Annotated in this window: 24 protein-coding genes; 20 read left to right on the top strand and 4 right to left on the bottom strand. The window is 41.1% G+C overall.

The annotated features are described in order from the left end of the window. The first annotated feature begins 88 nt into the window (after positions 1–88). From C509_RS0107850 to C509_RS0107815, 8 genes are all read left to right on the top strand, one after another. On the top strand, positions 89–1,519 hold the full coding sequence (locus C509_RS0107850) for a purine-cytosine permease family protein (protein WP_018706369.1): 1,431 nt from the start codon (positions 89–91) through the stop codon (positions 1,517–1,519). A gap of 196 nt (positions 1,520–1,715) precedes the next feature. Beyond that, the gene (hemA, locus tag C509_RS23630; RefSeq protein ID WP_018706368.1) at positions 1,716–3,053 is read left to right on the top strand and encodes a glutamyl-tRNA reductase; all 1,338 of its coding nucleotides are present in this window, start codon (positions 1,716–1,718) and stop codon (positions 3,051–3,053) included. A 15-nt stretch (positions 3,054–3,068) separates the two neighbouring features. Next, a complete protein-coding gene (locus C509_RS0107840) occupies positions 3,069–4,046 on the top strand; it encodes a heme-dependent oxidative N-demethylase family protein (RefSeq protein ID WP_018706367.1) in 978 nt (325 codons plus the stop codon). A gap of 25 nt (positions 4,047–4,071) precedes the next feature. Further along, positions 4,072–4,572: a dimethylamine monooxygenase subunit DmmA family protein gene (locus C509_RS0107835; RefSeq protein WP_018706366.1), complete on the top strand. Its 501-nt coding sequence runs from the start codon at positions 4,072–4,074 to the stop codon at positions 4,570–4,572. Between the two features lie 17 nt (positions 4,573–4,589). Further along, complete coding sequence (locus C509_RS0107830; protein WP_245542449.1) at positions 4,590–5,549, top strand: PDR/VanB family oxidoreductase; 960 nt, start codon at positions 4,590–4,592, stop codon at positions 5,547–5,549. Between the two features lie 21 nt (positions 5,550–5,570). Beyond that, on the top strand, positions 5,571–7,064 hold the full coding sequence (locus C509_RS0107825) for an aldehyde dehydrogenase family protein (RefSeq protein WP_018706364.1): 1,494 nt from the start codon (positions 5,571–5,573) through the stop codon (positions 7,062–7,064). Positions 7,065–7,132: 68 nt separating this feature from the next. Then, positions 7,133–8,506 (top strand): MATE family efflux transporter, encoded by a 1,374-nt coding sequence (locus C509_RS0107820; RefSeq protein ID WP_026319760.1) that lies wholly within the window; start codon positions 7,133–7,135, stop codon positions 8,504–8,506. Positions 8,507–8,542: 36 nt separating this feature from the next. After that, a complete protein-coding gene (locus C509_RS0107815) occupies positions 8,543–9,097 on the top strand; it encodes an HPP family protein (protein ID WP_018706362.1) in 555 nt (184 codons plus the stop codon). A 65-nt stretch (positions 9,098–9,162) separates the two neighbouring features. Here C509_RS0107815 and C509_RS27205 read toward each other — a convergent pair whose 3' ends face one another. From C509_RS27205 to C509_RS26065, 3 genes are all read right to left on the bottom strand, one after another. Further along, complete coding sequence (locus C509_RS27205; RefSeq protein ID WP_018706361.1) at positions 9,163–9,291, bottom strand: hypothetical protein; 129 nt, start codon at positions 9,289–9,291, stop codon at positions 9,163–9,165. A gap of 65 nt (positions 9,292–9,356) precedes the next feature. Continuing rightward, the gene (locus C509_RS23625; protein ID WP_018706360.1) at positions 9,357–9,974 is read right to left on the bottom strand and encodes a Dph6-related ATP pyrophosphatase; all 618 of its coding nucleotides are present in this window, start codon (positions 9,972–9,974) and stop codon (positions 9,357–9,359) included. 140 nt (positions 9,975–10,114) lie between these two features. Continuing rightward, positions 10,115–10,288, bottom strand: coding sequence for a hypothetical protein (locus C509_RS26065; RefSeq protein WP_154654371.1), 174 nt, complete (start codon positions 10,286–10,288; stop codon positions 10,115–10,117). Positions 10,289–10,484: 196 nt separating this feature from the next. Between C509_RS26065 and C509_RS25490 the strand changes: the two genes are divergently transcribed. The 11 genes from C509_RS25490 (at position 10,485) to C509_RS0107740 (ending at position 22,583) form a co-directional block, all read left to right on the top strand. Continuing rightward, entirely contained in the window at positions 10,485–10,844 is a 360-nt protein-coding gene (locus tag C509_RS25490) for a flagellar protein FlaG (RefSeq protein WP_018706358.1), read from the top strand. Positions 10,845–10,870: 26 nt separating this feature from the next. Beyond that, complete coding sequence (fliD, locus tag C509_RS0107790) at positions 10,871–12,862, top strand: flagellar filament capping protein FliD (protein WP_018706357.1); 1,992 nt, start codon at positions 10,871–10,873, stop codon at positions 12,860–12,862. 41 nt (positions 12,863–12,903) lie between these two features. Beyond that, the gene (gene fliS, locus C509_RS0107785) at positions 12,904–13,311 is read left to right on the top strand and encodes a flagellar export chaperone FliS (protein WP_018706356.1); all 408 of its coding nucleotides are present in this window, start codon (positions 12,904–12,906) and stop codon (positions 13,309–13,311) included. Next, on the top strand, positions 13,308–13,655 hold the full coding sequence (fliT, locus tag C509_RS0107780; RefSeq protein ID WP_018706355.1) for a flagellar protein FliT: 348 nt from the start codon (positions 13,308–13,310) through the stop codon (positions 13,653–13,655). The genes fliS and fliT overlap by 4 nt, the downstream gene beginning before the upstream one ends. Before the next feature lie 160 nt (positions 13,656–13,815). Then, positions 13,816–14,373 carry a ribosome hibernation-promoting factor, HPF/YfiA family gene (gene hpf / locus C509_RS0107775; RefSeq protein ID WP_018706354.1) on the top strand — a complete coding sequence of 186 codons (558 nt, stop codon included), beginning with the start codon at positions 13,816–13,818 and terminating at the stop codon, positions 14,371–14,373. Positions 14,374–14,874: 501 nt separating this feature from the next. Continuing rightward, positions 14,875–17,388 carry a preprotein translocase subunit SecA gene (secA, locus tag C509_RS0107770; protein ID WP_018706353.1) on the top strand — a complete coding sequence of 838 codons (2,514 nt, stop codon included), beginning with the start codon at positions 14,875–14,877 and terminating at the stop codon, positions 17,386–17,388. Between the two features lie 49 nt (positions 17,389–17,437). Then, a protein-coding gene (gene prfB / locus C509_RS0107765; protein WP_154654370.1) for a peptide chain release factor 2 occupies positions 17,438–18,536 on the top strand; the annotation gives its coding sequence in 2 pieces (ribosomal slippage) (positions 17,438–17,509 and positions 17,511–18,536; 1,098 coding nt in all). 125 nt (positions 18,537–18,661) lie between these two features. Beyond that, positions 18,662–19,006: a cytochrome c551 gene (gene cccB, locus C509_RS0107760; protein WP_018706351.1), complete on the top strand. Its 345-nt coding sequence runs from the start codon at positions 18,662–18,664 to the stop codon at positions 19,004–19,006. Between the two features lie 537 nt (positions 19,007–19,543). Continuing rightward, entirely contained in the window at positions 19,544–20,230 is a 687-nt protein-coding gene (gene ftsE, locus C509_RS0107750) for a cell division ATP-binding protein FtsE (protein ID WP_018706349.1), read from the top strand. Next, a complete protein-coding gene (gene ftsX / locus C509_RS0107745; RefSeq protein WP_018706348.1) occupies positions 20,220–21,104 on the top strand; it encodes a permease-like cell division protein FtsX in 885 nt (294 codons plus the stop codon). The genes ftsE and ftsX overlap by 11 nt, the downstream gene beginning before the upstream one ends. Before the next feature lie 81 nt (positions 21,105–21,185). Then, positions 21,186–22,583, top strand: a complete 1,398-nt coding sequence (locus C509_RS0107740) for a murein hydrolase activator EnvC family protein (RefSeq protein WP_018706347.1) — start codon at positions 21,186–21,188, stop codon at positions 22,581–22,583. A 263-nt stretch (positions 22,584–22,846) separates the two neighbouring features. On the opposite strand, the gene C509_RS23615 is transcribed toward C509_RS0107740, so the two are convergent. Beyond that, positions 22,847–23,725 (bottom strand): leucine-rich repeat domain-containing protein, encoded by an 879-nt coding sequence (locus C509_RS23615; RefSeq protein ID WP_018706346.1) that lies wholly within the window; start codon positions 23,723–23,725, stop codon positions 22,847–22,849. 322 nt (positions 23,726–24,047) lie between these two features. Here C509_RS23615 and cls point away from each other — a divergent pair, with 322 nt between their 5' ends. Beyond that, the gene (cls, locus tag C509_RS0107730; protein ID WP_018706345.1) at positions 24,048–25,502 is read left to right on the top strand and encodes a cardiolipin synthase; all 1,455 of its coding nucleotides are present in this window, start codon (positions 24,048–24,050) and stop codon (positions 25,500–25,502) included. The last annotated feature ends 12 nt before the right edge of the window (positions 25,503–25,514 follow it).

The raw sequence follows: 25,514 nt of genomic DNA, 5'->3' as shown, positions 1-25,514 counted from the left end.
TTTTTTATCCTTTTGGGGACGTATTCTGAGCCAAGACGGCTTACGTGTACACCGCTATCACCATAATCAATAATAATTGGAGGTTAAAATGAGTAAAGATAATAATTCTGCTATCTCAAAAGATGTGGCATTCGGTTTTCTGCCTGCACAAAAAAATGACCGTGTATTTGGTTTTTGGGACTTAGTGCTCATTCAGGTGGGAATAGGTATTTCCTGTATTTGTATCCTTACGGGCAGCCATACCGGTATGCTGCTTAATGCAAAAGAGTCGTTGGCGGCAGTTTTATTTGGAAATGCATTACCGTTCTTTTTAATCGCACCGATCATTCTTCTATTTGCCAGGTTTGGGGTCGATACGTTTATCGGATTTCGGAGTGCTCTTGGATATTTGGGGTCAAACATATTTTATTTCATTTTTATGATCCTTACGATCGGCTATATGTCAGTAGCATTTTTCATGGCAGGAGAGGCGCTGGTTAAAATTGCTTCCGTCCTAGGCCTTCCAGGGTTTTTTACAAGCAGTACAACTGGAGCTCCGTTCTTTGCGATCATCATATTTGCTATTGTATTTTTGATTACATTCCAAGGTCCGCTAGTTATGCGGAAGTTTAATCTGATTGGTGTTCCCGCCATTTTGTTAGTTACTTTAGGGCTATTTTTAATATTGATATTTGGAATAGGCTTAAATAAAATTTTCGGCTTGACTCCAACTGAACCTTATCCTGGAGATCATGCCCGCTCCTTCGTAACGGCTTTAGAGATAAATGTAGGGCTAGGATTCTCTTGGCTTCCATATCTGGGGCAGTACGCCCGACTGGCTAAAAATGAAAAGACAGCTTTCAGAGCAGGATTTTTTAGCTATGGGGTTATCGTCAACATCGCCGTTATTCTGGGAGCCCTTGCAGCAATAGTGGTTGCATCTGTAGAACCAACCGACTGGATGTTTGCCATTGCTGGTACTTGGGCCGGAGCCATCGGACTCATATTACTTACAATAGGTAATATTACTGCAGGAACTTTTCTTATGTATTCACAAGCAATCAGCTTTAAAACTGTTTTTCCAAAGAAATCATGGAAGCTTGCCATGGGAACAGCCATACCAACCATATTGTTATTGTTAAGTGCATCTTTTTACCAAGCCTTCGGATCCTTTATTACAGTTATTGCCTATATCATGGCCATATTTGGTGGAATCGTCATTTCCGACTTTTTCTTTGTAAAAAAGCAGAAGCTTTCTATTAAAGATTTATACGATACAAATGGGAATTATTATTACTGGCGTGGTGTGAACCCTTCTGCAATTGTCAGCTTTATCGTTGGTACTATCGTTTATTGGGGCTTATATAATCCTGTGATGGATACATCAAGCGGCTTGTTCTATTATATCTCCGCAGGAATACCGGCCTACTTTGCAGCTGGAATTTGCTACTATATTTCAGCAAAACACATCTTTTCTTTTTCCGTAGATCGGGTAGCTGATAGAAATGTATTTGCAACAAAAGGAAAAAGTGCTGTTTAATCATAAAATTTCGTTTTTGAATTGAAATTTAAAAAATGAAATTGAAATTCCAGTCCTATAAAGGATCAGGTCTGATAAGTTGGGCATTTACTTCTTATTCAAAAGTTGGCACAGTATTTGCAATTTGTATCCGTGTATTCCATTCTTTCCTAACTTGCCTGCTTCTAAAAGAAAATCAACTGAAAGGAAGGATATATTGGCAGTCTTGCTTGTTGGTTTAAATCATAAAAGCGCTTCTTTGGACGTAAGGGAGCAGCTTCATTTCAACCATGAAGAGAAAAAATATCTCGAAATAAAATTGACCTCGGGCTTCGACATTTCCGAATGCGTAGTGCTTAGTACTTGTAACAGGACAGAGATTTATGTTGAAACAGCTTGTCCAACCTTGGCGGAAGGAATGATAACAAATCTTCTCCTTCAAGAGGTAAGAATAAACTCAAAGCATGCTGCGAAGAGCTTGTATGTAAAAGTGAACGATGAAGCTGTCATCCATTTGTTTTCAGTAGTATGTGGCCTGGATTCCTTAGTGGTAGGTGAAACGCAAATATTAGGGCAGGTAAAGGAAGCTTTTTTCAAGAGTCAAGAGAACGGTTGTACCGGGAAAGTACTCAATCGCCTATTCAAGCAGGCAATCACCGCCGGCAAACGTGCTCATACAATGACAGGAATTGGAGAGCAGGCAGTTTCGGTAAGTTATGCAGCGATTCAACTTCTCAAACAGAAGATTACCTGCATAGATCAAAAACAAGCATTGATTATTGGTGCGGGAACAATGGGGAAATTAGCTGCCAGGCATCTAAAGGCGGAGGGTTGCAAATTGCTTTTTGCAAACCGTAGCTTTGACAAGGCGGCAGAATTGGCTGTCCTATTTAATGGAAGCGCGTGCTCGTTACAGGAGAGCTTTGGATTAATAAATAGGATCGATATCCTTATCTGTTCCGTTGACAAAAAAGACTATCTGCTGCGTTCATCAGATATGATGGAGCCCGTGTCAAAGAGAAATCACCCTATTTATCTGATTGATCTGGGGGTACCCAGAAATGTGGACCCTAATGTAGCTGAATTTGATAACGTTCTCTTATATGATATGGACCATCTAAATGGAGTGATCGATTCCAACAATCGACGTAGAATGGAAGAATCGCATAAGGTTAGGCTGATGATTAAAAAGGAATTGGCTGAATTTAATTGCTGGAAACAAACTCTTCCGGTCACTGTCCTTATACGGGAATTGCTGGAAAACGCTTCACAAATAGAGGCTGAAGCCATAAGGAAAATTGAAAATAAGCTTCCGGATCTAACGGATAGGGATAGGCAGATCATTCATAAATTTGCAAAGATGATTTCCAGCCAGTTGACCCGCCAACCCATTCTTATGTTGAAAGAAATAGCCTCAGAAATAGTTGACCAAGACAAAAAGGTCGAGTATTTGGCATTAGCTTCACGAATATTGGGGCTTAAAAGTGAAGTGGAATTTTTTCCTGATATGAAGCAAACCTTGTTAAATGAAACGTTAAAAGAGACAGGAAGTTAAAAGGAGGAAAATCAGTTGTATAAATCTACGAACCTGGATATGTTTACATTCCCATTTGTAAATTATAAAGATAAGACTTACCGCTATTCCAACGACCTGGTTGCACTGCCCGAGGACAAGGTGAATTTTATGAAAATCACTCCGGAATATGAAGCACAAATTAGAAGGAAGCGGGCTATGTTGGAGAAGCAGCCTGATGTCCGCTATCAGTCATTCCCACATACGATGGAAATGCAATGGGAGTTTGTTGAATTAATTATTGGTTTAGCTATAGACAAATATCCGGAGCACTTCAGTGTTGAAAAAGACGGAGATCACTGGACTTTTACCAACCATATCCTTGGAGAAACTGAAAAGTTTACTTTCGGAGATGAGTCCAGTATTACACGTGAACCTTATGATATGATTGGCCGCCATTTCCATCATGACTATATGTTAATGGTCAATAGAGATGATAACTTTTATCTTGAAGTGGCACAAGAATCCTTTGCTGCATTGTTCTCTCCAAACTGGAATCTTGGTATGAGTTTTAATGAAATACATGCGCCGGTGCCATTTAAAAGTCGGGATGGAGTGCATCTGACCGACAGAATAAGAAAGTTTTTGTTGACGATAGAACCGGGTGCACCAAGGACAAGGGTCAATTGGAACCTGATGGCTGACCGCTGGGATGTAAATTATGAAACATTTGACATCTGGGGCCCGCAAAGAGATAACGTGACAAGCGAAAATGCAGGAAAACTTGTCCATCTCCGGGTAGAAGAGCAATGGTTCATACGCATGCCGCGAAGCAATGCAATTTTGTTTGTCCTTGATACTCAATTTCTACCTCTTGAAGATCTTGTGAAAAGACCTGAATGGCTGGAAATCACATATTTCAACCTTGCGGATATTCCAGATGAAATGGCGGAATACAAAGGCATGGCACCATTTTTGCCTCAGTCAGTCGAATACCTGAAAAACTTGATTGAGAGTATGAAGGTACAACCATAAAACCAAGTAGAAAGGGAGGAGCACTTTGTATAGTAATCCAGTATTGTATGATCAATCAGAAACAATTAAAGATGAACTTTCTATTAATAGTAAAAGAAGAAAGCACCTCATCATTTTTGATCAAAAAGCTGTAGAAGACATCAAACAGGCATTGGACACAGATGTCCAGGGAGATATTGCAACACTTGAAATAAAAGATTCTATCAATCTTCAGGATTTGCGTGTTCTCCTTTACAGTCAAAAAATGGGCACCCAGTTGTATATTGCATCAGATTGGGATCATGCCGTTACGGTTTTCACCGAAGCTGTGGAAGCAGGCTTTACAGAAAATGAAATTCAGGTAATCATATACGGCCCTACAAAACGTTACGTGTATTGCATTAAATGCTACAACACAAGCGAAACTACCTACGATGATGAAGTCCAGTGCCCGCACTGCAGCGCTCATATGGAAGTAGGGCCATTTTTCTCAAAAGTCCGTAAAGGCTACATCGGATATCCATTTAACCCCAACTATCAAGCGTAAGAAAGGACTGAGACAAAGTGTTGAGAGTTTATGGAAACATTGAAATGGTTGTAGAAAAGATCGAACAGGTAACTGAGAGCGTCAAGCGATTTTACCTTTATCCTGCAGATCAAAAATTACTTCCTGCCTTTACCGGCGGTGCACATATTACTACGTATGTCGATGCAGGGGATGGAATCATCGAAAGGGACTATTCTCTTGTAAGCAATCCAACTGATCGGACTCACTACTCCATTTCCATCAATCGTGATGCTAATTCAAGAGGCGGTTCCGTTTATTGGCATCACAATATAAAAGTAGGTGATATCGTCAAAACGAGTTTGCCGAAAAACCATTTTACATTAGGGTTTCACGCTAAGCATCATGTGTTTTACGCTGCGGGAATCGGGATTACTCCATTTTTGACGATGATGGCTGATTTGGAAGCCCAAGGTAAAACATTCGAGCTGCATTATGCAGCAAGAACAAAGGAACAATGTGCCTTTTATGATTATTTAAATGAAAATTATCGAGGTAAATGTACTTTCTACTTCTCAAGAAGTGAGCAGCCTGTTCGAATGACACCTGAAACAATGAAAGATCATCGAATTGGAAGCCATGTTTATTTCTGCGGGCCAGTTTCAATGGTTGCTGAATATAAAGAAGCTGCTCTGTCGTACGGTTACCCGGAAAAATCTATTCACTTTGAATTATTTGCTAATGACACAGGACCAAAGAATCCGTTTGTCGTCGAGGTAGACAACCAGTTGATTGAAGTATCTGAAGAGCAAACTTTACTCGAAGCACTGTTAGCAGCAGGTATAGAGGCACCCTATTCATGTAAGGCCGGGGGATGCGGACAATGTGAAGTGGACGTAGTATCAGGGGAGGTAGACCATCGCGATATCTTTTTCAGCGATAAAGAAAGAGCTGAAAGAAATAGTATTCTAACATGCTGTTCGAGAGCGAAGGAAGAAAAACTTGTTTTAAAAATATAACAACATACGAGGTGGATAACAATGACAGTAAAAGTCGAAGTAATCGAATTAAAAAATTATATTAACGGTGAGTGGAAAGATTCTGTAAACCCAGATCTTAACGAGGTTATCAATCCTGCAAATCAAGAGGTTATTGCTACAGCTCCAAGAGCTACAAAAGAAGAAACCGAGGAAGCGATAGCGGTAGCGAGGGCAGCATTTGAAAGCGGCGTCTGGTCCGATCTGACAACTCACGAACGTGCCTCTTATTTAAATAAAATTGCAGATAAAATAGATGAGAATTTTGAGGAGCTTGTCACACTTGAGGTCATGGATAACGGAAAACTGAAAGCAGAAGCGGAGTTTGATATTGCCGACGCTGCTACTTGCTTCCGTTATTATGCAGGATTGATTTTGGCACCCGAAGGTGAGACATATCAAGTGCCTGAAGATGTCCAAGCCATGGTGGTCAAGGAACCTGTTGGAGTGACCGGACTTATTGTCCCATGGAATTTCCCTCTTTTGATGAGTGTATGGAAAATTGCTCCGGCGTTGGCTGCAGGTAACACAATCGTTTACAAACCGGCTGAAGCGACCCCGATCACAGCCATGAAATTGGTTGAAATCATTGAAGAAGTCGGTGTGCCGAAGGGAGTAGTCAACCTTGTCATGGGACGAGGATCAGTTGTCGGACAGACAATCGCGGAAAGTAAAGACGTCGATCTTGTTTCTTTTACTGGTAGCACGGAAGTTGGACGAGAAATCATGAAAGCTGCTGCAGGCAACTTGAAGAAAATCTCCCTGGAATTGGGAGGGAAGTCTCCAAATATTATTTTTGCTGATGCGGATTTTGAAACAGCGGTTGATTATGCCTTGTTCGGAATTTTCTTTGGAGCCGGCCAAGTATGTTCATCCGGAAGCCGAATTCTAGTTGAAGAAAGCATTTATGATAAATTTGTAGAACGCTATGTTGAACGAGCCAAACAAATTAAAGTCGGACCTGGATTGGACGAGACTTCCCAGGTGGGGGCCATCAATAGTGAGAGCCAAATGAATACGATCTTGAAATACATTGAAATAGGAAAAGAGGAAGGGGCTACACTTGCCTGCGGAGGCCGCCGTTTGACTGAGAACGGTTTGGGCAAGGGATTCTTCATTGAGCCGACTGTATTCACAGATGTCACTTCTGATATGAAAATTGTCAAGGAAGAGATTTTTGGACCAGTTGTAACAATCCAAAAGTTCAAAGACGAAGCAGAAGCTATTAAACTTGCAAATGATACAGATTATGGACTTGCCGGTGGTGTCTTCTCTAACGACGGAGCAAAAGCGATGCGTGTTATCAAAAAAGTACGTGCAGGGATCACTTGGGTGAATTCTTACCACCCAACGTACGTGGAAGCACCATGGGGCGGCTACAAACAGAGTGGAATTGGACGCAGTCTTGGGACTTACGGATTGGAAGATTTCCAAGAGATCAAGCAAATCAATGTTAACCTTGCAGTAGAACCTGTAGGCTGGTTTTCAAACGAATAAGGTTCATGATGAGAGAAGTGAGGGTCTCACTTCTCTTTTCAAGAGTTTTTACAAAGGGGAGAGCCGCTATAGAGCAGACGGTTAGTTTAAGAGAAAAATTGAACCAGTTCTTTATCCTATTGGGCCCGATTCTGATTGCCAATGTTGCGACTTTCTCCATGAGCTTCTTTGATGTCATGATGACCGGTAATTACTCAGCCACACACTTGGCCGGCGTGGCTGTCGGTTCATCCCTATGGGTTCCAATCCAGATGGGGGTAGGCGGGATTCTTTTATCTGTTACTCCCATTATTGCCCATTTATTGGGGAGGAAGGAAACAGCGAAAGTTCCTTCATATGTTGTTCAAACAATTTATATTGGAATCGTTTTGTCTTTGATTATTTATATATTGGGTATGCTTTTTTTAAATCCTTTACTGGACCTAATGAATCTGGAAAAAGATGCTCGGTATGTAACCAAATATTATCTATTAAGCCTGGCTGCAGGGTTTATACCTTATTTTATTTATTGCGGTCTGCGCGGGTTTATGGATGCTTTGGGAAAAACAAACGTGACCATGCTGATTACGCTCCTCGCACTGCCCGTAAATATCAATCTCAATTATGTTCTGATATATGGAAAATTCGGGTTTTATGAATTGGGCGGAATAGGGGCAGGAGCAGCAACTGCTCTTACTTACTGGCTGTCTACATTACTGACCATATTGACTACTCATAAATCAAAGCCTTTTATGTCTTACGGGATTTTCAAATCATTTGAAAAGTTTTCCTTTGGAAAGTGGAAGGAGATTCTTATTATAGGGGTTCCGGTCGGAGTAACAATATTTTTGGAAATTAGTATTTTTTCGGCTGTAACCTTATTGATGAGTCAGTTTGGAACGATTGTCATTGCTGCTCATCAGGCTGCTCTCAATTTTGCCTATCTATTATATATGCTTCCGCTGAGTATTTCGACGGCTTTGACAATTTTGGTTGGATTTGAGACGGGAGCCCGGCGGTTTAAGGATGCCCGTTCCTACACCTTGCTCGGATTGGGTGTCGCAGTATTGATGACATTGCTATCAGGTACGTTTTTATTTATCTTTAGAATCCCGGTGGCAGAGTTGTACAGTAATGAACAGCAAGTGGTAAATTTGACGGCCCAATTTTTACTGTATGCCGTTTTCTTTCAACTTTCCGATGCATTTCAATCGCCCATTCAAGGTGCGCTCCGCGGATATAAAGATGTAAATGTGACACTCATTATGTCTATAGGTTCATATTGGGTTATCGGACTGCCTGCGGGACATGTGTTGGCCGTTTTAGGAAACATGGGTCCATTTGGATACTGGCTAGGATTAATAATTGGTTTGGGCATCGGTGCGATCACATTATCATATCGCCTTTTCCACGTTCAAAAGAAACAAAAAAGCCATAAGAGTCTACATAAACTTATAAATTAATTTTTTGCTATATCTTTGGAGAGAAGGAGAGAAAAAATGGAAGGTCGAAGAGTCACAGGTCGGATGGGAACACATTTGGAACTTTTTCCATATGTCTCTAAAATGCGTGGGGCAGGTGTAAACCCTTTAAAGATAAATGTAAAGGATACCATAACGGGGTTGTTCGGTGGATTTTTAACCATTTTTGTTTTAGCCATATTGACAGGTGCGACTTCAACGGAGTGGTTAATGGCACCATTTGGTGCAAGCTGTGTTCTGGCATTTGGAGTTTGGAACGCCCCGTTGTCACAGCCAAGAAATATCATAGGCGGCCATCTGATTTCGACATCTGTCGGTTTGGCTATTTATCACTTACTAGGCAATGAATCCTGGGCTATTGGTTTGGCCGTTGGTCTGGCTATTGCCGCATTGATGCTGACAAAAACAACACACCCTCCAGCAGGTGCTAATCCTCTTGTTGTAATGATGGGGGATTATGACTGGAGCTTTTTATTCTCACCTGTATTAATCGGCTCTCTTATTGTGGTTTTCTTTGCGTTGATCATTAATAACTTGCGTGGCGACCGGTGCTACCCGACATTTTGGATATGAATGTTAGAAGGACTGACTTTCTATTAAATAAAAAGGCGGGTATTAAACCCACCTATCCATCATCGTTATTTAGATTTCTTTGCGGTTCCTAGACTTTTAAACTGAGTCATCAATTTGTTTCGGGACTTTTCATTTCTCATCAAATACGCAGCTCCAAGAGCCAAGCCCGTTAACATAGCTTTGTTTTTGTTCATAAGTTATCACTCCTTTAATTTTGTATGTTTCTTTTTCCCCGCTCGACCTTAAATAAACGGATTCATTATTTGGAAGGGTTAAGTATAATCATTTTCTTAAATAATGGGCCGTCGTATACGAATGTATGATATTCGCCAGATTCACCCATAGGGCAGACAGCTTTTTTACATATATCCTCTATAAAAGTTTCATCCAATGGACGGCCAACCCAATCTGCCGGAAGTAAATCTTCCCGGACCTTGATAACTTCGGCCTTATAGCCGGAATTTACGAATTTGCTCAAAGCCTTCAGCATTTCCGTTTTCTTTGACCATAAGGGATAGATTGCTTTCAAGCCTGCTTCATACGCAAGCTTTTGTCCCCATTCCCTATGGCCCTCCAGATACATGTCACCAAATGCAATGGAGTCCAGTCTATATTCCACCTTTAACCTTTTTAATTTCTCCAAGAAATCCTCGGAATATGTATCGTATCTGCATCGGACTAATTCTAGTGGAATTCCAATTGAATCTGCCTGTGCTTGAATATTTTTTATATCCTCGTTATGGGCAAAAGTTTTTCCGGTTTCTTGCGGAACAGTCGTTACAAGACATGCAACTTCTTCACCTTGTCCTGTCAATTCATGAAGGGCCATGCAGCTATCTTTTCCGCCGCTCCAAGATAGGGCAATCCGATTCATCATTCTTCACATCCCAATATATTGTGATTATATTATAGTACATTTTTAATAAATGAATGGATGAAGATAAGACAAAAATCGAGCATTTCCTGGGAAATTGACGAAACCGGACAACAAATCTCTGTCCGGTTTTAAATTATCTGTTACCAGAAAAATGGGAAGAAAGGAAAGCCAAAGCCGAATCCCCACGGTCTGAAGAAGGGTCCCCAATATCCCCATCCCCATGGACTTCCCCAGATTCTTTCATCTCCACGCTGCATTGACAACATTGGATATTCATGATATCCATATGGATCTGTTTGATAATAATGATTCAATTCAGGTCCCCCTCATCTTTTATTAAAAATGTTCAACCTATCCTATGCATTGCCCCGGAAAAAGGGCATTGGAATCAAGGGTGGAAAAGCAAAATGGGCATTTCTCACAGGTTTCAAGAGATTTTTTATTAAGGAATTCAGATTTAAACCGATAATACTTGTAAGAATCTATTTTTTGCCGAAGGAGAGAAAGAGGATGATTGGATCGATCGGAGGAGGGCTTCCAGTAAATGGTGCTGTGATGCCTGCACGCTCTGTAATCGGTATCGGTGAGTCTTACCGGGAGTCAAATACATCGAAAGAACGATCATACGAGCTTTCGGAAAAAGACGCGACAGCATTGCTTGAAAGAGCGGTAGCGTTTGCGAACAGCCACTTAAAAACATCGAAGCAATATTTAAAATTTGAGTATCATGACCAATTAAATAAATATTACGTAAAAGTCGTAAATGAAGATACTGAGGAAGTTGTAAGGGAAATCCCGCCCAAAAAACTTCTTGATATGTTTGCGGCAATAGCGGATGCTATCGGAATTCTTGTAGATAAAAAAATATAGAAAAAATAAAGGAAGTGACGTAACACATGCGTATAGGCGGTTTGGCAAGCGGTATGGACATTGACCAGATCATCAAGGACATGATGAAGGTAAAACGAATACCCCTTGATAAAATGAAACAACAGAAACAGATTCTTGAATGGAAACGGGACGACTACCGCAGCATCAACACCATGTTGCTCGGATTCCGTGACCGGTTGGCGCAATTGAAGCTCACTAGTAATTATCGGACAAGAATGGTGTCTTCCACAGATGAGACAAAAGTATCGGCTACAGTGACTAGTGGAGCTGCGCAGGCTTCGTATTCACTCGAAAAGGTTGAACAATTGGCATCGGCTGCTTATAGGGTAAGTGATCCAGTTAATATTGATTCAAAGGAAAGTTTTTGGAGCCAATTGAAAGACTCACCCGATGTTAAATGGGAAACAGGTGTTGTAGAAACAAAAACAGCTCAGGTCAAAAATGGTCAAATAGATTTAAATCTGAATGGAAAGGAAATCGTTCCAGGCACGTTTAGTGTAGACGGGAAATCATATACTGTCATAACTGAAGGAGACCCCCAAGAAGGGGAAATCTTACTTAAAGATGGTAAACTGACGTTTAACGATAGTGAAAAAATCCAGGAAGGCAGTTCTGTAAAACTGGATTATGCCATTCAAGAAAAAACCGTCAATTATACCCTCAGTAAAGATCAGAATCGGATCAGTCTCGGCAGAGGTGCCTTAGCCAGCCTTTCAGTAACAGTGGGTGAAGGTGATGACGCGGTTAGTTATGTATGGGATGGGACGAATGAAAACGGCTTTGGAGTTCTGAAAAATGGCGATGATGTGCTTGGCAGGGTAGATCTTGCAAATGGGAACATTTTGTTTGAGCTTCCTCCTGAAGAAATTCCGGAAGGAACAAAAATATCAACAACTTTTAGCCAAAATTTCACTCATTTTGAAGTGGGATCCTATACCTCAAAGGGAAAAGTCAATGAGAGAATTTTTGTTACCGGAAATGATTCTTTGAATCATGTTATCCGAAAGGTAAATGAATCCTCTGCTGGTGTCACCATGTTTTATGATGAACATACAAAACAGATTACAATGACCAGAAAAGAAACAGGGGATTTTAACACTGTTGATGAGAAAAATGAAATATTTTTTTCCGGGGGGATAATGAACAAAATATTAAACTTCGAAAACAGTGTTGAACAGGGCGGTCAAAATGCCAAATTCACGATCAATGGACTTGAGACGGAGCGAGCCTCCAACACATTCAGTATTAATGGTGTCACTTTTACACTAAAACAAACATTTACTGACCCAATCTCTGTCAACGTCTCCAACGATTCAGAAGGTGTAATGAATACGATCAAAGGTTTCGTCGATCAATATAACTCGCTGATTGGTGATATCAATAAAAAGCTGAATGAAGAGCGGAACAGAAATTACCATCCGCTTACTGATGACGAACGGGAAGAATTGTCTGACAAGCAGATAGAGAAATGGGAGGAAGTAGCCAGAAGTGGACTGTTGAAAGGTGATCCCATTTTATCCGGTGTTTTGTCACAAATGCGCTTGGATATGTACAGCTCCGTTGAAACAAACGGCATGTTTAATCAACTATCTGCCATCGGCATTACGACAACAGCTGATTATCTTGAAGGTGGGAAATTGGTAATCGATGAGGCTAAGCTAAAAGAAGCCATTGAAAAAGATCCTGACGCTGTAGAAAATCTATTCAGGGGTACTGGAACAAACGACTCGGATCGTGGTATCGTTCATAAGCTCTATGATTCGGTGAACCAGTCAATCACGAAGCTCCAGGATCGAGCTGGCCGCCCTTCAATGACGAACCAGCAGTTTACTCTAGGAAGGGAATTGATTTCTGTTGATAAAAATATCGACAGCTTTGAAGCCAGGTTGAAAATTCAGGAAGAACGTCTTTGGAGGCAATTTACTGCTATGGAAAAAGCTATCCAGAGGGCAAATGATCAAGCCCTTTACCTGATGCAACAATTTGGAGGAATGTAGGTATAAAATTGTTTTATGACTTTTTAGTTAGGAGTGGAGATATGGCAAGCAGGAATCCGTATGAAGCATATCAAAACAATTCAGTCACAACTGCTTCCCCGGGAGAATTAACACTGATGCTGTATAATGGATGTCTTAAATTTATCAATTTAGCCAAGCATGCAATAGAAAATAAAGAAATAGAAAATAGGAACACGAACATCCAAAAGGCGCAAAATATTGTAAGCGAATTGATGTTGACTCTAAATATGGATGTCGAAATCTCGAAAAATATGCGCTCCTTATACGAGTATTCAAATAGGCGTTTGATGGAAGCGAATTTTAAGCAGGATATTTCCATTCTTGAAGAAGTCGAAGAAATTATGACCGAATTTAGGGACGCCTGGAAACAGGTGATTCAGTTAAACAGGCAGCTTCAGCATTCTCCACAGGAAAGTGTGAACCGATGAGCACCGTACAGGAATGCCTCTCTATTACAAAGATGTTGATTGAAGGGATTAAGAACATGGATGAGACCAAACGTGAAGAAACCATTGATCGCATAGAGGATCTCCTTGCTCAAAGAGAGGAATTGCTTCCTGCAATCAACCCTCCTTTCTCAGCTCAGGAACAAGCTGCCGGCAAGGATCTTCTGAAGCTAAATAAAGAATTGGCATTTTTGCTTGAAGATCTCAATAAGAATATCATACGGGATCTTAATGCGATTGAACTGAAAAAGACATCTGCGGCGCGATACACGAATCCATATACGAAGGTGCAGAATGACGGGGTATTTTATGATAAAAGACAATAATGATATCCCGCTCTCTGCCAGAATCTTTATTTCTCCATAACAGTGAGTACATGAATCGCTCCCTTTCTCAAGATTTCGACAAAATCTTTCGCTTTTTTTTGCAGGATTCCGCGATACGATATAGAAGTATATATACATAGCCTTTAAAGGAGGAGTTTATATGCTAAGGTATCAAATCCGCGGTGAGAACATCGAGGTAACTGAGGCAATTAGAGATCACGTAGAAAAGAAAGTGAGCAAACTAGAGAGATATTTCATCGAAACTCCTGATGCAAATGTGCATGTTAATTTAAAAGTAAACCCTGATAAAAAATCAAAGGTTGAAGTAACAATTCCGCTTCCGCAGCTCGTTCTAAGAGCCGAGGAAGTAAACGATGACATGTATGCTGCCATAGATTTGATTGTCGATAAGCTTGAACGTCAAATCCGCAAACATAAAACAAAAGTAAATCGTAAATTCCGTGAAAAAGGTGATTTACAACAATTGTTTGCGAATGGAGTGAACGGAGCGGCTAAGGAAACAAATGAGGATGAAGAAGAATTGAAAATTGTCCGTACTAAACGTTTCGACCTGAAACCGATGGACAGTGAGGAGGCTGTTCTACAAATGAACATGCTCGGTCATAACTTTTTCATCTATACTGATGCCGAAACAAACGGAACAAATATTGTTTACCGACGCAAAGATGGAAAATATGGGCTAATTGAAACAAGCTGAATGAATAAATTAAGAAAGCACGCCGCCTTTTAAAGGTTCGCGTGCTTTTTTGATGGGTATCTAATTGATGGGAATCCTTATGGCGTTCGTGCATTCCCCAAGCGAATACGTTCAAATAAGTGTGCGGCTCATGCAATCTCCAAAGGAACTTTTACACCTCGTAGTATAACCCTATAGTTCCGGCTCATGTAAGCCCATCGATAAGTATCAGCCATATTTTTCATAAAAGACAGGATCCAGCGAATTTAATAGGAATTCCTCAGCAATACCCATGACCATACCACCTTTCATTCAATTCAAAGATCTGCGAATCACCTACCAAACGTACCCAGACGTCATTATACCCATTTTCCCCCAAAAGCTTAGGCCGCTTCTCCCATGTTATTGTCTTTAAGTAAAAATTAATGTTAAAATATAAAGATGATGCGAGCTAACGCACATGAAAAACATACAAGTAAAATGTCGCCCGTATTTGATCAATAAAGGGAGAGTATATATAAAATGATGGCTTTCATAACTAAATTATTTGACTCAAACACACGTGAATTACGTCGTCTTGATAAAATGGCAGCGGAGATCAAAAAGCTAGGCTCCCAGATGGAGCAAAAATCGGACGAAGAACTTAGAGAACAAACCGAGCGGTTTAAGAGTCGATATGCTGGAGGAGAACCCCTTGACAGCCTGCTTGTCGAGGCGTTCGCTGTAGTCAGGGAAGCGGCTCGCCGTGTACTCGGCCTTTATCCATATCCTGTCCAATTGATGGGTGGAATTGCACTACATGAAGGAAACATTGCCGAGATGAAAACAGGTGAAGGTAAAACGTTGACTGCGACCCTTCCTGTTTATTTGAATGCGTTGACTGGTAAAGGCGTTCACGTCGTTACTGTGAACGAATACCTTGCCAGCCGTGATGCCGAGGAGATGGGCCGATTATACGAATTTCTTGGACTGACTGTTGGACTTAATCTCAACAGCATGACCAAGGAGGAGAAAAAAGAAGCGTATGAAGCGGATATTACTTACGGAACGAATAATGAATTCGGTTTCGATTATCTGCGTGACAACATGGTGCTCTATAAGGAAGAACGTGTCCAGAGGCCGCTTCACTTTGCCGTTATTGACGAGGTGGACTCGATTTTAATCGACGAAGCCCGGACGCCGCTCATCATTTCCGGCCAAGCTCAAAAATCGACTCAGCTTTACCTTCAGGCAAATGCATTTGTAAATACATTGAAAAAAGAAGAAGACTATACGTACGATGAAAAGACGAAAGGCGTCCAACTGACGGAAGAAGGGATAAACAAAGCAGAGCGGGCTTTCCATATAGATAATCTCTTTGATATTTCACATGTGACGCTCAACCATCATATTAACCAGGCATTAAAAGCCCATGTGAGCATGCATAAGGATATCGATTACGTAGTGGAAGATGGCCAGATCGTTATCGTTGACCAATTCACCGGCCGTCTTATGAAAGGCCGCCGTTTCAGCGATGGTCTTCACCAAGCCATTGAAGCAAAAGAAAGCGTCGAAATTCAAAATGAGTCCATGACAATGGCAACAATCACTTTCCAAAACTATTTCCGGATGTATGAAAAACTCGCCGGGATGACGGGTACTGCAAAAACGGAAGAAGAAGAATTCCGCAACATTTACAATATGCGCGTCATTGCGATTCCTACGAATAAACCTATTATCAGAGATGATCGTCCGGATCTGATCTATGCTTCAATGAAGGGGAAATTCCAGGCGGTCGTGGATGATATCGCAGAGCGCCATAAAAAGGGGCAGCCTGTTCTTGTCGGTACGGTAGCAATTGAAACTTCCGAATTGATCAGTTCCCTGCTTAAGAAAAGAAAAATTCCGCATAATGTATTAAACGCTAAAAATCATGAGCGCGAAGCGGAAATTATTGCAGAAGCCGGGAATAAAGGTGCAGTGACCATTGCAACCAACATGGCCGGAAGGGGAACGGATATTAAGTTGGGAGAAGGCGTTCTGGAATTAGGCGGTTTGGCCGTCATCGGGACAGAACGCCATGAATCCAGAAGGATCGACAATCAGCTCAGGGGTCGTTCCGGCCGTCAGGGTGATCCGGGGGTTACTCAATTTTATCTCTCCATGGAAGATGAGTTGATGCGTCGTTTCGGAACAGACAATCTTAAATCAATGATGGAAAAATTCGGAATGGATGACTCGGAACCGATTCAAAGCCGATTGGTATCCAAGTCTGTCGAATCCGCACAAAAGCGTGTTGAAGGAAATAACTTTGACGCCCGTAAACAATTGCTTCAATATGATGATGTCTTAAGGCAGCAGCGGGAAATCATCTACAAACAGCGTGATGAGGTCATGAGTTCGGAAGATCTACGCGATATCGTGGAAAAGATGATTCAAACCGTCATCCAGCGTGCTGTTGATGCCCATACACCTCGCCATGAGGAGGAAGAAGAATGGAATCTGCAGGGAATCATTGATTATGTCAATGCGAACCTGCTTCCGGAAGGGGATATTACAGTCGATGATTTGAAACGCAGGGAGCCTGAAGAAATGTCGGAGATTATCTTTAATAAGGTAAAAGTCCGCTATGATGAAAAAGAAGAGCAGCTGACAACTGAACAAATGCGTGAATTCGAAAAAGTTATCCTCCTAAGAGCCGTAGATACGAAATGGATCGATCACATCGATGCAATGGATCAGTTGCGTCAAGGAATTCATCTGCGTGCATACGGACAAATTGATCCGCTCCGGGAGTATCAAAACGAAGGCTTTAACATGTTTGAAAATATGGTGGCTTCCATAGAGGAAGACGCTGCAAAATATATCATGAAAGCGGAAATCCGCAATAACTTGCAACGTGAAGAAGTAGCCAAAGGGCAGGCTGTCAACCCGAAAGAAGAAGGCGGCAAAGTGAAAAGGAAGCCTGCCCGCCGAAAAGAAACAGTCGGACGTAATGATCCGTGCCCTTGCGGTTCCGGTAAAAAATACAAACATTGCCACGGCCGTCTTGGTTAATCAATCGGCCAACTGCATGAATTAAAAACAAAACATCTGAGGTGGTAGTATGGAACTTTTTGAAATTAGAAGTGAATTGGAAAATACGGCTAAGAGATTAGCTGACTTTAGGGGGTCTCTTTGACTTAGAGGAAAAAGAGACGAGAATTGCTGAACTGGAAGAACAAATGGCCGATCCAACCTTTTGGGATGACCAGTCGGCTGCTCAGAACGTGATTAATGAAGCCAACGCATTGAAGGATTTGGTTGGACAATACAAAGAGCTTCTTGAAAGCCAGGAGGACCTTGAGGTCACACATGAGCTTGTCAAGGAAGAGGGGGATTCAGACCTTGAGGCTGAGCTTGGGAATAACTTGAAAGAATTCAAAGGAAATCTAGATCAGTTTGAATTACAGCTTCTATTGAGCGAACCTTATGATAAGAATAATGCTGTTTTGGAGCTTCACCCTGGTGCTGGAGGAACGGAGTCCCAAGATTGGGGATCGATCCTTCTCCGCATGTACACAAGGTGGGCGGAAAAGCATGATTTCAAAGTTGAGACTCTCGATTACCTTCCAGGAGATGAGGCCGGAATCAAAAGTGTGACCCTCCTGATTAAAGGACACAATGCTTACGGGTATTTGAAATCTGAAAAAGGGGTCCATCGCCTTGTGCGGATTTCTCCTTTCGACTCTTCCGGCAGACGTCACACTTCATTCGTATCTTGTGAGGTCATGCCTGAGTTCAATGAAGACATTGAAATTGAGGTTCGAACCGAAGATTTGAAAATTGATACGTACCGCTCCAGCGGTGCCGGGGGACAGCACGTAAACACAACAGATTCAGCTGTGCGTATTACACACTTGCCCACAGGAATTGTTGTGACGTGCCAAAATGAACGGTCACAGATCAAAAACCGCGAGAGTGCGATGAAGATGCTTAAGGCCAAGCTTTATCAGCGTGAAATTGAAGAAAAAGAAAAAGAGATGGCTGACATCAGAGGAGAACAGAAAGAAATCGGATGGGGAAGCCAGATCCGGTCCTACGTATTCCATCCATATTCTATGGTGAAGGATCACCGTACAAATACAGAGGTCGGAAACGTTCAGGCGGTGACCGATGGCGACATTGATGTATTCATTAACGCGTTTTTGCGTTCACGTCTATAATACACTCCAATAATTGTCACTTCTTTTCCATATATATGGGAAGCTTGATGGTCTAATCAGTTTAAAAAAACATGTTTATTGGTATACTAAAGGAGCACCATTTTTAAAAAGGAGATGTATACACCTTGAAGAAAAAAGTGTGGACTTTAGTAATGAGTGCTGGATTGGCCATCGGGCTTGCTGCCTGCGGTGGAGGCGGCAATGACAACGATAACGCTGGCGGAGGAAATGAAGGCGGTGGCGAAACAGCTACGAACGATGCAGAAGCAATTTTCCAACAAAATTGCTCCAGTTGTCATGGTGAAAATCTGGAAGGACGGAATGGTCCTGCACTTGACAAAATCGGCGCTTCATTAAGCCAAGATGAAATTCACGATGTAATCGAAAATGGAAGACCTGGAATGCCAGCAGGTATTATCAAAGGTGATGATGCAGACAAAGTGGCTGCATGGCTGGCGGAGAAAAAGTAATTTTATTTTCAAAAGGGACAAGCTGAAAATGAATCGGCTTTTCTTTTTTTTTGGGGATAAGTAGGTATTAAGACACATAATATAATAATCGCCAATAGAAAAGAGAGTGAGTTGTTATTTTGTGGGTCTTTATACCCAACTGTCGTTTTTTAAAAAATTGGCAGTCTGCTGTAAATTTATTGATCGTATTTCTCGAAAAACTGCTTGTTAATAATATTGTTTGTTTCGGAGATTTTTTACAGGGAAGGAAGTTTTTTCACACTATGGGTATTCATCTCGAATATTACCGTAATATGACATTTTGAAACACAAATGTAATATAAATGTACCTTAAATTATGAGCCCCAAGTGTTATAATAGGTCTGGGTTTAAATTTCGATATAATTTGACGAGTTTTTCATAATCTGCGGAATCTGGATAATCCGCGCTTTGATTGGAAATATATTTTCTTTTGCTTGTCATGAGGAATTTCACCTTATTACAATGTTGCGCAAATACATAGCGAATGATTGATTTAGAAGGAGTAAGGTGGTTTGTATGATTGAAATGCAGGATGTAAGCAAAAAATATCCGAACGGTATTATTGCTGTAAACGGTTTGGACATCCTGATTAACCAAGGTGAATTTGTATACGTAGTAGGTCCCAGCGGTGCTGGGAAGACAACCTTTATTAAAATGGTGTACCGGGAAGAAGGACCTACTTCAGGGAAAATCATTGTCAATGGAGTGGACTTGTCAAAACTTAAGAATAGAGAAGTACCACATTTACGACGTAACATCGGAGTAGTTTTTCAGGATTTTAAACTGCTTCCTACTCTTACAGTCTTTGAAAATGTTGCATTTGCAATGGAAGTTACAGAACATCCACCCAAGGAGATTAAAAGAAGAGTCATGGAAGTTTTGGCACTGGTCGGCTTGAAACATAAAGTCCGAATGCTCCCATCCGAGCTATCCGGCGGCGAACAGCAGCGGGTTTCGATTGCAAGATCAATTGTCAACAATCCACAGGTCGTCATAGCGGATGAGCCCACAGGGAATTTGGATCCTGAAACTTCTTGGGAGATTATGAATTTATTGGAAGAAATCAATGCACAAGGCACTACTGTCATTATGGCAACCCATAACCGCGAAATCGTAAATACGATCAAGCACCGGGTTGTTGCCATTGAAAATGGAATCATTGTCCGCGATGAACAGCAGGGGGAATATGGTTATGAAAGCTAGGACGTTTCGGCGCCATCTGGGAGAAAGCTTCAAAAGTCTGCGCCGCAATGGATGGATGACCTTTGCCTCTGCAAGCGCAGTTACAGTTACATTGCTGCTCGTTGGTGTTTTTTTCGTCATCATGCTGAATATGAATAAATTTGCCACAGATATTGAGAATGATGTCGAAATTCGTACGCATATTGAATTGACAGCGAAAAAGCACGACCAAGATGCACTCAAGAAAAAAATTGAAGAAATCGATCAGGTGGAATCAGTTACTTTTTCATCCAAAGAGCAGGAACTGGACCATTTGATCAAAACAATGGGAAAAGACTGGAAGCTGTATGAGCAGGAAAATCCGTTGCATGATGTCTTTATTGTTAAAACGAAAAGGCCGACGGACACGCCTATTGTTGCAAAAAAAATCAGCTCTTTTGATTTTGTTGACTCAGCGCTCTATGGGGAGAAAAAAGTCGAAAAATTATTCAACACCCTAAAGACAAGCCGTAACATCGGTCTTGTTCTGATTGTCGGATTGCTGTTTACAGCAATGTTCTTAATCTCAAATACTATTAAGATCACTATTTTTGCAAGACGCAGAGAAATTGAGATTATGAAACTGGTAGGAGCTACGAACTGGTTCATACGCTGGCCGTTTCTCTTTGAAGGCATGTGGCTCGGATTGATCGGTGCGATTATTCCGATTGCAGTTGTGGCGGCAGGTTACTATTATGCCTACGACTTTTTGGCTTCGCGTATTCCGAATCAGGTCATTCAACCGCTTTCGTATAGTCCATTTGTATACCAATTAATTGGACTGATGCTGTTGATCGGTGTCATTATCGGTGCATGGGGTAGCTTTATATCTGTCAAACGCTTCTTAAAAATATGAGTATATAATTCATTTTACCTAAACGGTAAAATCTGAAACGTAAATAGAAATTTCGTGCCAGGGAGAAAGGGGAACTAGTTCTTGAAGAAACGTTCATTACTATCAATTACTATAGCAGGCGTCATAGGTTTTGGAGGAACATTCTCATTAGCCGGCGGGGCATCCGCTACATCACTATCTGACTTAAAAGACCAACAGTCTCAGGTTGCTTCTGAACTGTCCGATATTAACAATTCTTTAGCTCAGAAAGAAAGTGCACTGGCTGATTTGACAAACCAGCTTAATAATATGCAAGCTGAAGTAAAGAAGCTGGAAACGGAAATAGATACTACTAATACAAAAATAAAAGGAAAAGAGCAGGAAATAGAAAAAACAAAAGCAGAAATTGCAAAGCTTGAAAAAGAAATAGAAGTATTGAAACAAAAGATAGAAAAAAGAAGTGAACTTCTTAAAGAAAGAGCAAGGAGCATTCAACAAAATGGCGGATCAGTCGATTACATCGATGTTTTGCTGGGGGCTGAAAGTTTTAGCGATTTTGTTGACCGAGTTTCTGCAGTAACAACTATTGTCAGTGCAGACAAAGAAATCATGGAAGAGCAGCAGCGCGATAAAGATGCACTAGAGGAAAAGCAGGCAAAGGTCGAAAAGAATCTGGAAAAATTGAATGGTATGCTTAAAGAGTTGGAAGACCTGAAAGCCGATCTTAATTCTCAAAAAGCACAAAAAAATGAAGCAATGAAAAATGTGAAGGCTGAACAAGCAAGCATCTCAGATGAAAAGAAATCTCTGGAAAAAGAAATTGCAAAGCTTAACGCCAAGCAGTTAGAAATCCAAGGGGCGATTAGTACTGAGGAGTCCCGTATTGCAGAAGAAGCCAGAAAGGCAGAAGAAGCAGAGAAAGCTAAAGCGGCAGCACGTGTACACGAAGCTTCCAATTCATCAGAGACTACTTCATCAGGATCTACTTCATCTGGAACGAAGACAGCATCAAAATCGTCTTCACCAGGAAAAAGTAAAGTAACTACTACATACCACAAGCCTTCCGCTCCTGTAGGTAAAACGCCTGAAGTAAGCTCAGGAATGTTTACACGTCCTGCTTCTGGAATATTTACATCCGGATTTGGTCACCGTTGGGGTACAATGCATAATGGGGTCGATATTGCAGCAGGAAAAGGTACGCCGATTGTAGCGGCAGCAAGTGGAACTGTAGAGGTTTCAACATTTGGTTCACCTGGAAATTGGGGTGGCTATGGAAATGTTATTATCATTAACCATGGTAATGGCTATAAAACACTTTACGGACATATGAGCAGCCGCTCTGTTGGAGTTGGCACCAAAGTATCCAAGGGTCAGGTAATTGGAGCTATGGGTAACACAGGAGATGTTGTAGCAGGAAAAGGCGGAGATGGAACACACCTTCATTTTGAAATCTTTAAGAATGGAAGCCGTGTAAATCCGGCAGGTTATATAAACCTATAAATCTCTAGAAATAAATAGAGCCGCATCCAACTGGATGGGGCTCTTCTTTCTATGGCACTCCATATCATGGGCATGCCCGAGAATGCGCCTTTGTCGTTCCATTTCAGGGGTAAAGGTAAGAGCAATATAAGTAAAGCGACCAGTTCAGGCTATGTGTTCTCCCGTTTTTTTGGGGATTCTACTTTTGACATCGAATGATTTTCAAAAATTATACCAATCATTCCATTATCGTATTCACTTTTATTATTGGCACAAGGGAATCTCTATCTTATCAGTTCAAGTAGTTCCAGGTCCTCCACTGGGCTGAAATCATCAATGGGATTATTGGAAAGGTCCAGATGAAGCAGGGAAGTTATATTCGCTAATGGATCGATTTCTCTAATGGCATTGTTGGATAAAATGAGAGTTGTCAAAGACTTGTGATTTGCCAAGGCATCGACTGTTTCAATTTTATTATGGGACAGATCTAATTTAGATAAAGCTGTCAATTTGGATAGAGGAGAAATATCAGCAATATGATTTTCTCTTAAATTTAAGGTTTCCAGTGCTTTTAAATGGGACAAAAAAGAAATATCATTTAAACCGCTGGCGCCCAATCCCAATATTCGCAGTCCTTCCAGTTCTTTTAATGGAGAAAAGTCTACGATGTCATTTCCGCATAAAGTCAGTGCCTGCAGCGATGTCAAGCCTGATAAATGGCTGATATCTTTGATCTCATTTCCGGACAGGTACAGTTTTTCCAGGGAAGGCAGTTGAGAGATTGGCTGTAAATCGCTGATGCCCGTGCCATCAAGACTCAGCATTTTCAGATTGAAAGCAACTTCAAGCCCCTTCAGGGAGGTGATGTTCCATCTGTTGTCAGCTCTGAAAACGACCAGCTTTTCCATGTCTTCGGCTGTCGGTCTTGTTTTGTCAGCTGCGTATTTTTCAAGTCCCAATTCTTCCAGGACTCGTTTCCGTAAAACAGGATCTTCAATCCCTTTATAGCTGTCGATCGCTTCCTGCATGACCGGATCAGGTTCTTTTTCCGGGGGCTGCTCAGCAGCCGTTTCGTCCTCAACAGGCTGCTGCTTTTGACGGTTTTCCTCAAGACATCCCGAACAAAGAAGTACTATAAATAAACAAACACATATTCTCTTCATATACTCACCCTCAACATAAATAAATAGAAGAGCAAAAAAATCATTAAAGGTCAAATATGTAAATACATACGAGTTTATGATCTTATAAGCCGGCTCATTAAAAACTCTTATAATTGTTGTACGAAACATTTCGGTTTTGGTTTCATATATCCAAATGTAAAAAATTCAGTATCTTGTAATTTTGAAGGATCTGAAGATATACTAAAAAATGAACACAAAATGAATTGAATGACAGTTTATATGTTCAGTTGGAGTTATATGGTAAAATGGATGAGAGTTTTTGTCTGTGTATCTAAATGAGCTGAGAGGTTGAAACGAAACGATGACAATTGCTGCAATCAGTACGGCTTTATTAAGTATTTTTCTCATTTTAAATATTGTGCTTGCCGGCTTTGTTGTCTTTTTGGAAAGAAGGGACGCCGGTGCAACATGGGCATGGCTTCTTGTCTTATTTTTTATTCCGGTAGTAGGTTTTGTACTTTATTTGATCTTCGGCCAGAATTTGAGCAGGAAAAAAATATTTGAATGGAAAGATAAAAAGAAAATAGGGATCATGGAAATTACCGATACCCAAATAACAATGCTGAGAAGCGGAGACTTTCCTTTCCATGACAATAAAACGGCGCAGTACAAGGATTTGATCTACATGCTCCTTGTCAATGACAGCGCCGTCCTGACACAGGATAATAAAGTGGATATTTTTACAGATGGAAATGAAAAATTCCACTCGCTAATGGACGATATCCGCGATGCGAAAGATCATGTACATCTCGTTTATTACATTATGCGCAACGACAGGCTCGGCAACGAGCTGCTATCGCTCCTAGTTGAAAAGGCCAAGCAGGGTGTGGAGGTACGGGTCCTTTATGATGCAATGGGGTCGAGACGGCTTCCCAGGCAATTTTTCCGCCCATTGATTGCTGCGGGAGGGAGGGTCAGTGCTTTTTTTCCAGCTGTCCTTCCTCACTTAAACTTACAGGTAAATTACCGTAATCACAGAAAGCTTGCAATCATTGATGGGGCTGTCGGATATATTGGTGGATTCAATATTGGTGACGAATATCTCGGTTTGAACAAAAAATTTGGCTATTGGCGGGACACCCATTTAAAAATTTGCGGAAAAGCTGTTTTTGCGATGCAAACAAGATTCATCCTTGATTGGAACCAAGCTTCATCGAACAAAATCAGTTATGAAGACAGACTGTTCCCGGAAATCGGACCGATCGGCGATACAGATGTACAAATCGTTTCGAGCGGCCCCGACTCAGAATGGGAACAGATCAAATACGGGTATATCAAGTTAATTAACTCTGCAAAAGACTATATTTTTATACAAACTCCTTACTTCATACCCGATTCAAGTGTTCTGGATGCTTTGAAAATTGCCGTTCTATCCGGTGTAGATGTCAGGCTGATGATCCCCAATAAACCCGACCATGCCTTCGTTTATTGGGCGACGTATTCGTATGTCGGGGAACTGCTTAAGACTGGAGCAAAAGTATTTATTTATGAAAATGGCTTTATACATGCTAAAACGATGATTGCTGATGGGAAAATTGCAAGTGTAGGAACGGCAAATATCGATGTCCGAAGCTTCCGCCTGAATTTTGAAGTGAATGCCTTTTTATATGATCAGGAACTTGTACAGGAGCTTGTCAATATTTTTGATAAAGATGCTTCATTATCCCGCGAGTTAACTTACGGACAATATTTGAGGAGACCGAAAATCATCCGTTTCAAAGAGTCGATCTCCCGCCTGCTTTCTCCCATTCTATAAAATATATTAAAG

Origin of the sequence: Siminovitchia fordii DSM 16014 = CIP 108821 (assembly GCF_000374565.1) — a bacterium.
Taxonomy (GTDB): domain Bacteria; phylum Bacillota; class Bacilli; order Bacillales; family Bacillaceae_C; genus Siminovitchia; species Siminovitchia fordii.
Note: the sequence above shows the minus strand (reverse complement) of the source record. Positions and strands in the feature narration are given on the sequence as shown.

Excerpts from the sequence above, each read along its gene's own strand:
- C509_RS23625 (WP_018706360.1), bottom strand. The coding sequence starts at position 9,974 with ATGATGAATCGGATTGCCCTATCTTGGAGCGGCGGAAAAGATAGCTGC.
- C509_RS27205 (WP_018706361.1), bottom strand. The coding sequence starts at position 9,291 with ATGAACAAAAACAAAGCTATGTTAACGGGCTTGGCTCTTGGAGCTGCG.
- C509_RS0107825 (WP_018706364.1), top strand. The coding sequence starts at position 5,571 with ATGACAGTAAAAGTCGAAGTAATCGAATTAAAAAATTATATTAACGGT.
- fliT (WP_018706355.1), top strand. The coding sequence starts at position 13,308 with ATGAGCACCGTACAGGAATGCCTCTCTATTACAAAGATGTTGATTGAA.
- C509_RS0107850 (WP_018706369.1), top strand. The coding sequence starts at position 89 with ATGAGTAAAGATAATAATTCTGCTATCTCAAAAGATGTGGCATTCGGT.
- C509_RS23615 (WP_018706346.1), bottom strand. The coding sequence starts at position 23,725 with ATGAAGAGAATATGTGTTTGTTTATTTATAGTACTTCTTTGTTCGGGA.
- secA (WP_018706353.1), top strand. The coding sequence starts at position 14,875 with ATGATGGCTTTCATAACTAAATTATTTGACTCAAACACACGTGAATTA.
- C509_RS0107815 (WP_018706362.1), top strand. The coding sequence starts at position 8,543 with ATGGAAGGTCGAAGAGTCACAGGTCGGATGGGAACACATTTGGAACTT.
- fliD (WP_018706357.1), top strand. The coding sequence starts at position 10,871 with ATGCGTATAGGCGGTTTGGCAAGCGGTATGGACATTGACCAGATCATC.
- fliS (WP_018706356.1), top strand. The coding sequence starts at position 12,904 with ATGGCAAGCAGGAATCCGTATGAAGCATATCAAAACAATTCAGTCACA.
- ftsX (WP_018706348.1), top strand. The coding sequence starts at position 20,220 with ATGAAAGCTAGGACGTTTCGGCGCCATCTGGGAGAAAGCTTCAAAAGT.
- cls (WP_018706345.1), top strand. The coding sequence starts at position 24,048 with ATGACAATTGCTGCAATCAGTACGGCTTTATTAAGTATTTTTCTCATT.
- hpf (WP_018706354.1), top strand. The coding sequence starts at position 13,816 with ATGCTAAGGTATCAAATCCGCGGTGAGAACATCGAGGTAACTGAGGCA.
- C509_RS25490 (WP_018706358.1), top strand. The coding sequence starts at position 10,485 with ATGATTGGATCGATCGGAGGAGGGCTTCCAGTAAATGGTGCTGTGATG.
- ftsE (WP_018706349.1), top strand. The coding sequence starts at position 19,544 with ATGATTGAAATGCAGGATGTAAGCAAAAAATATCCGAACGGTATTATT.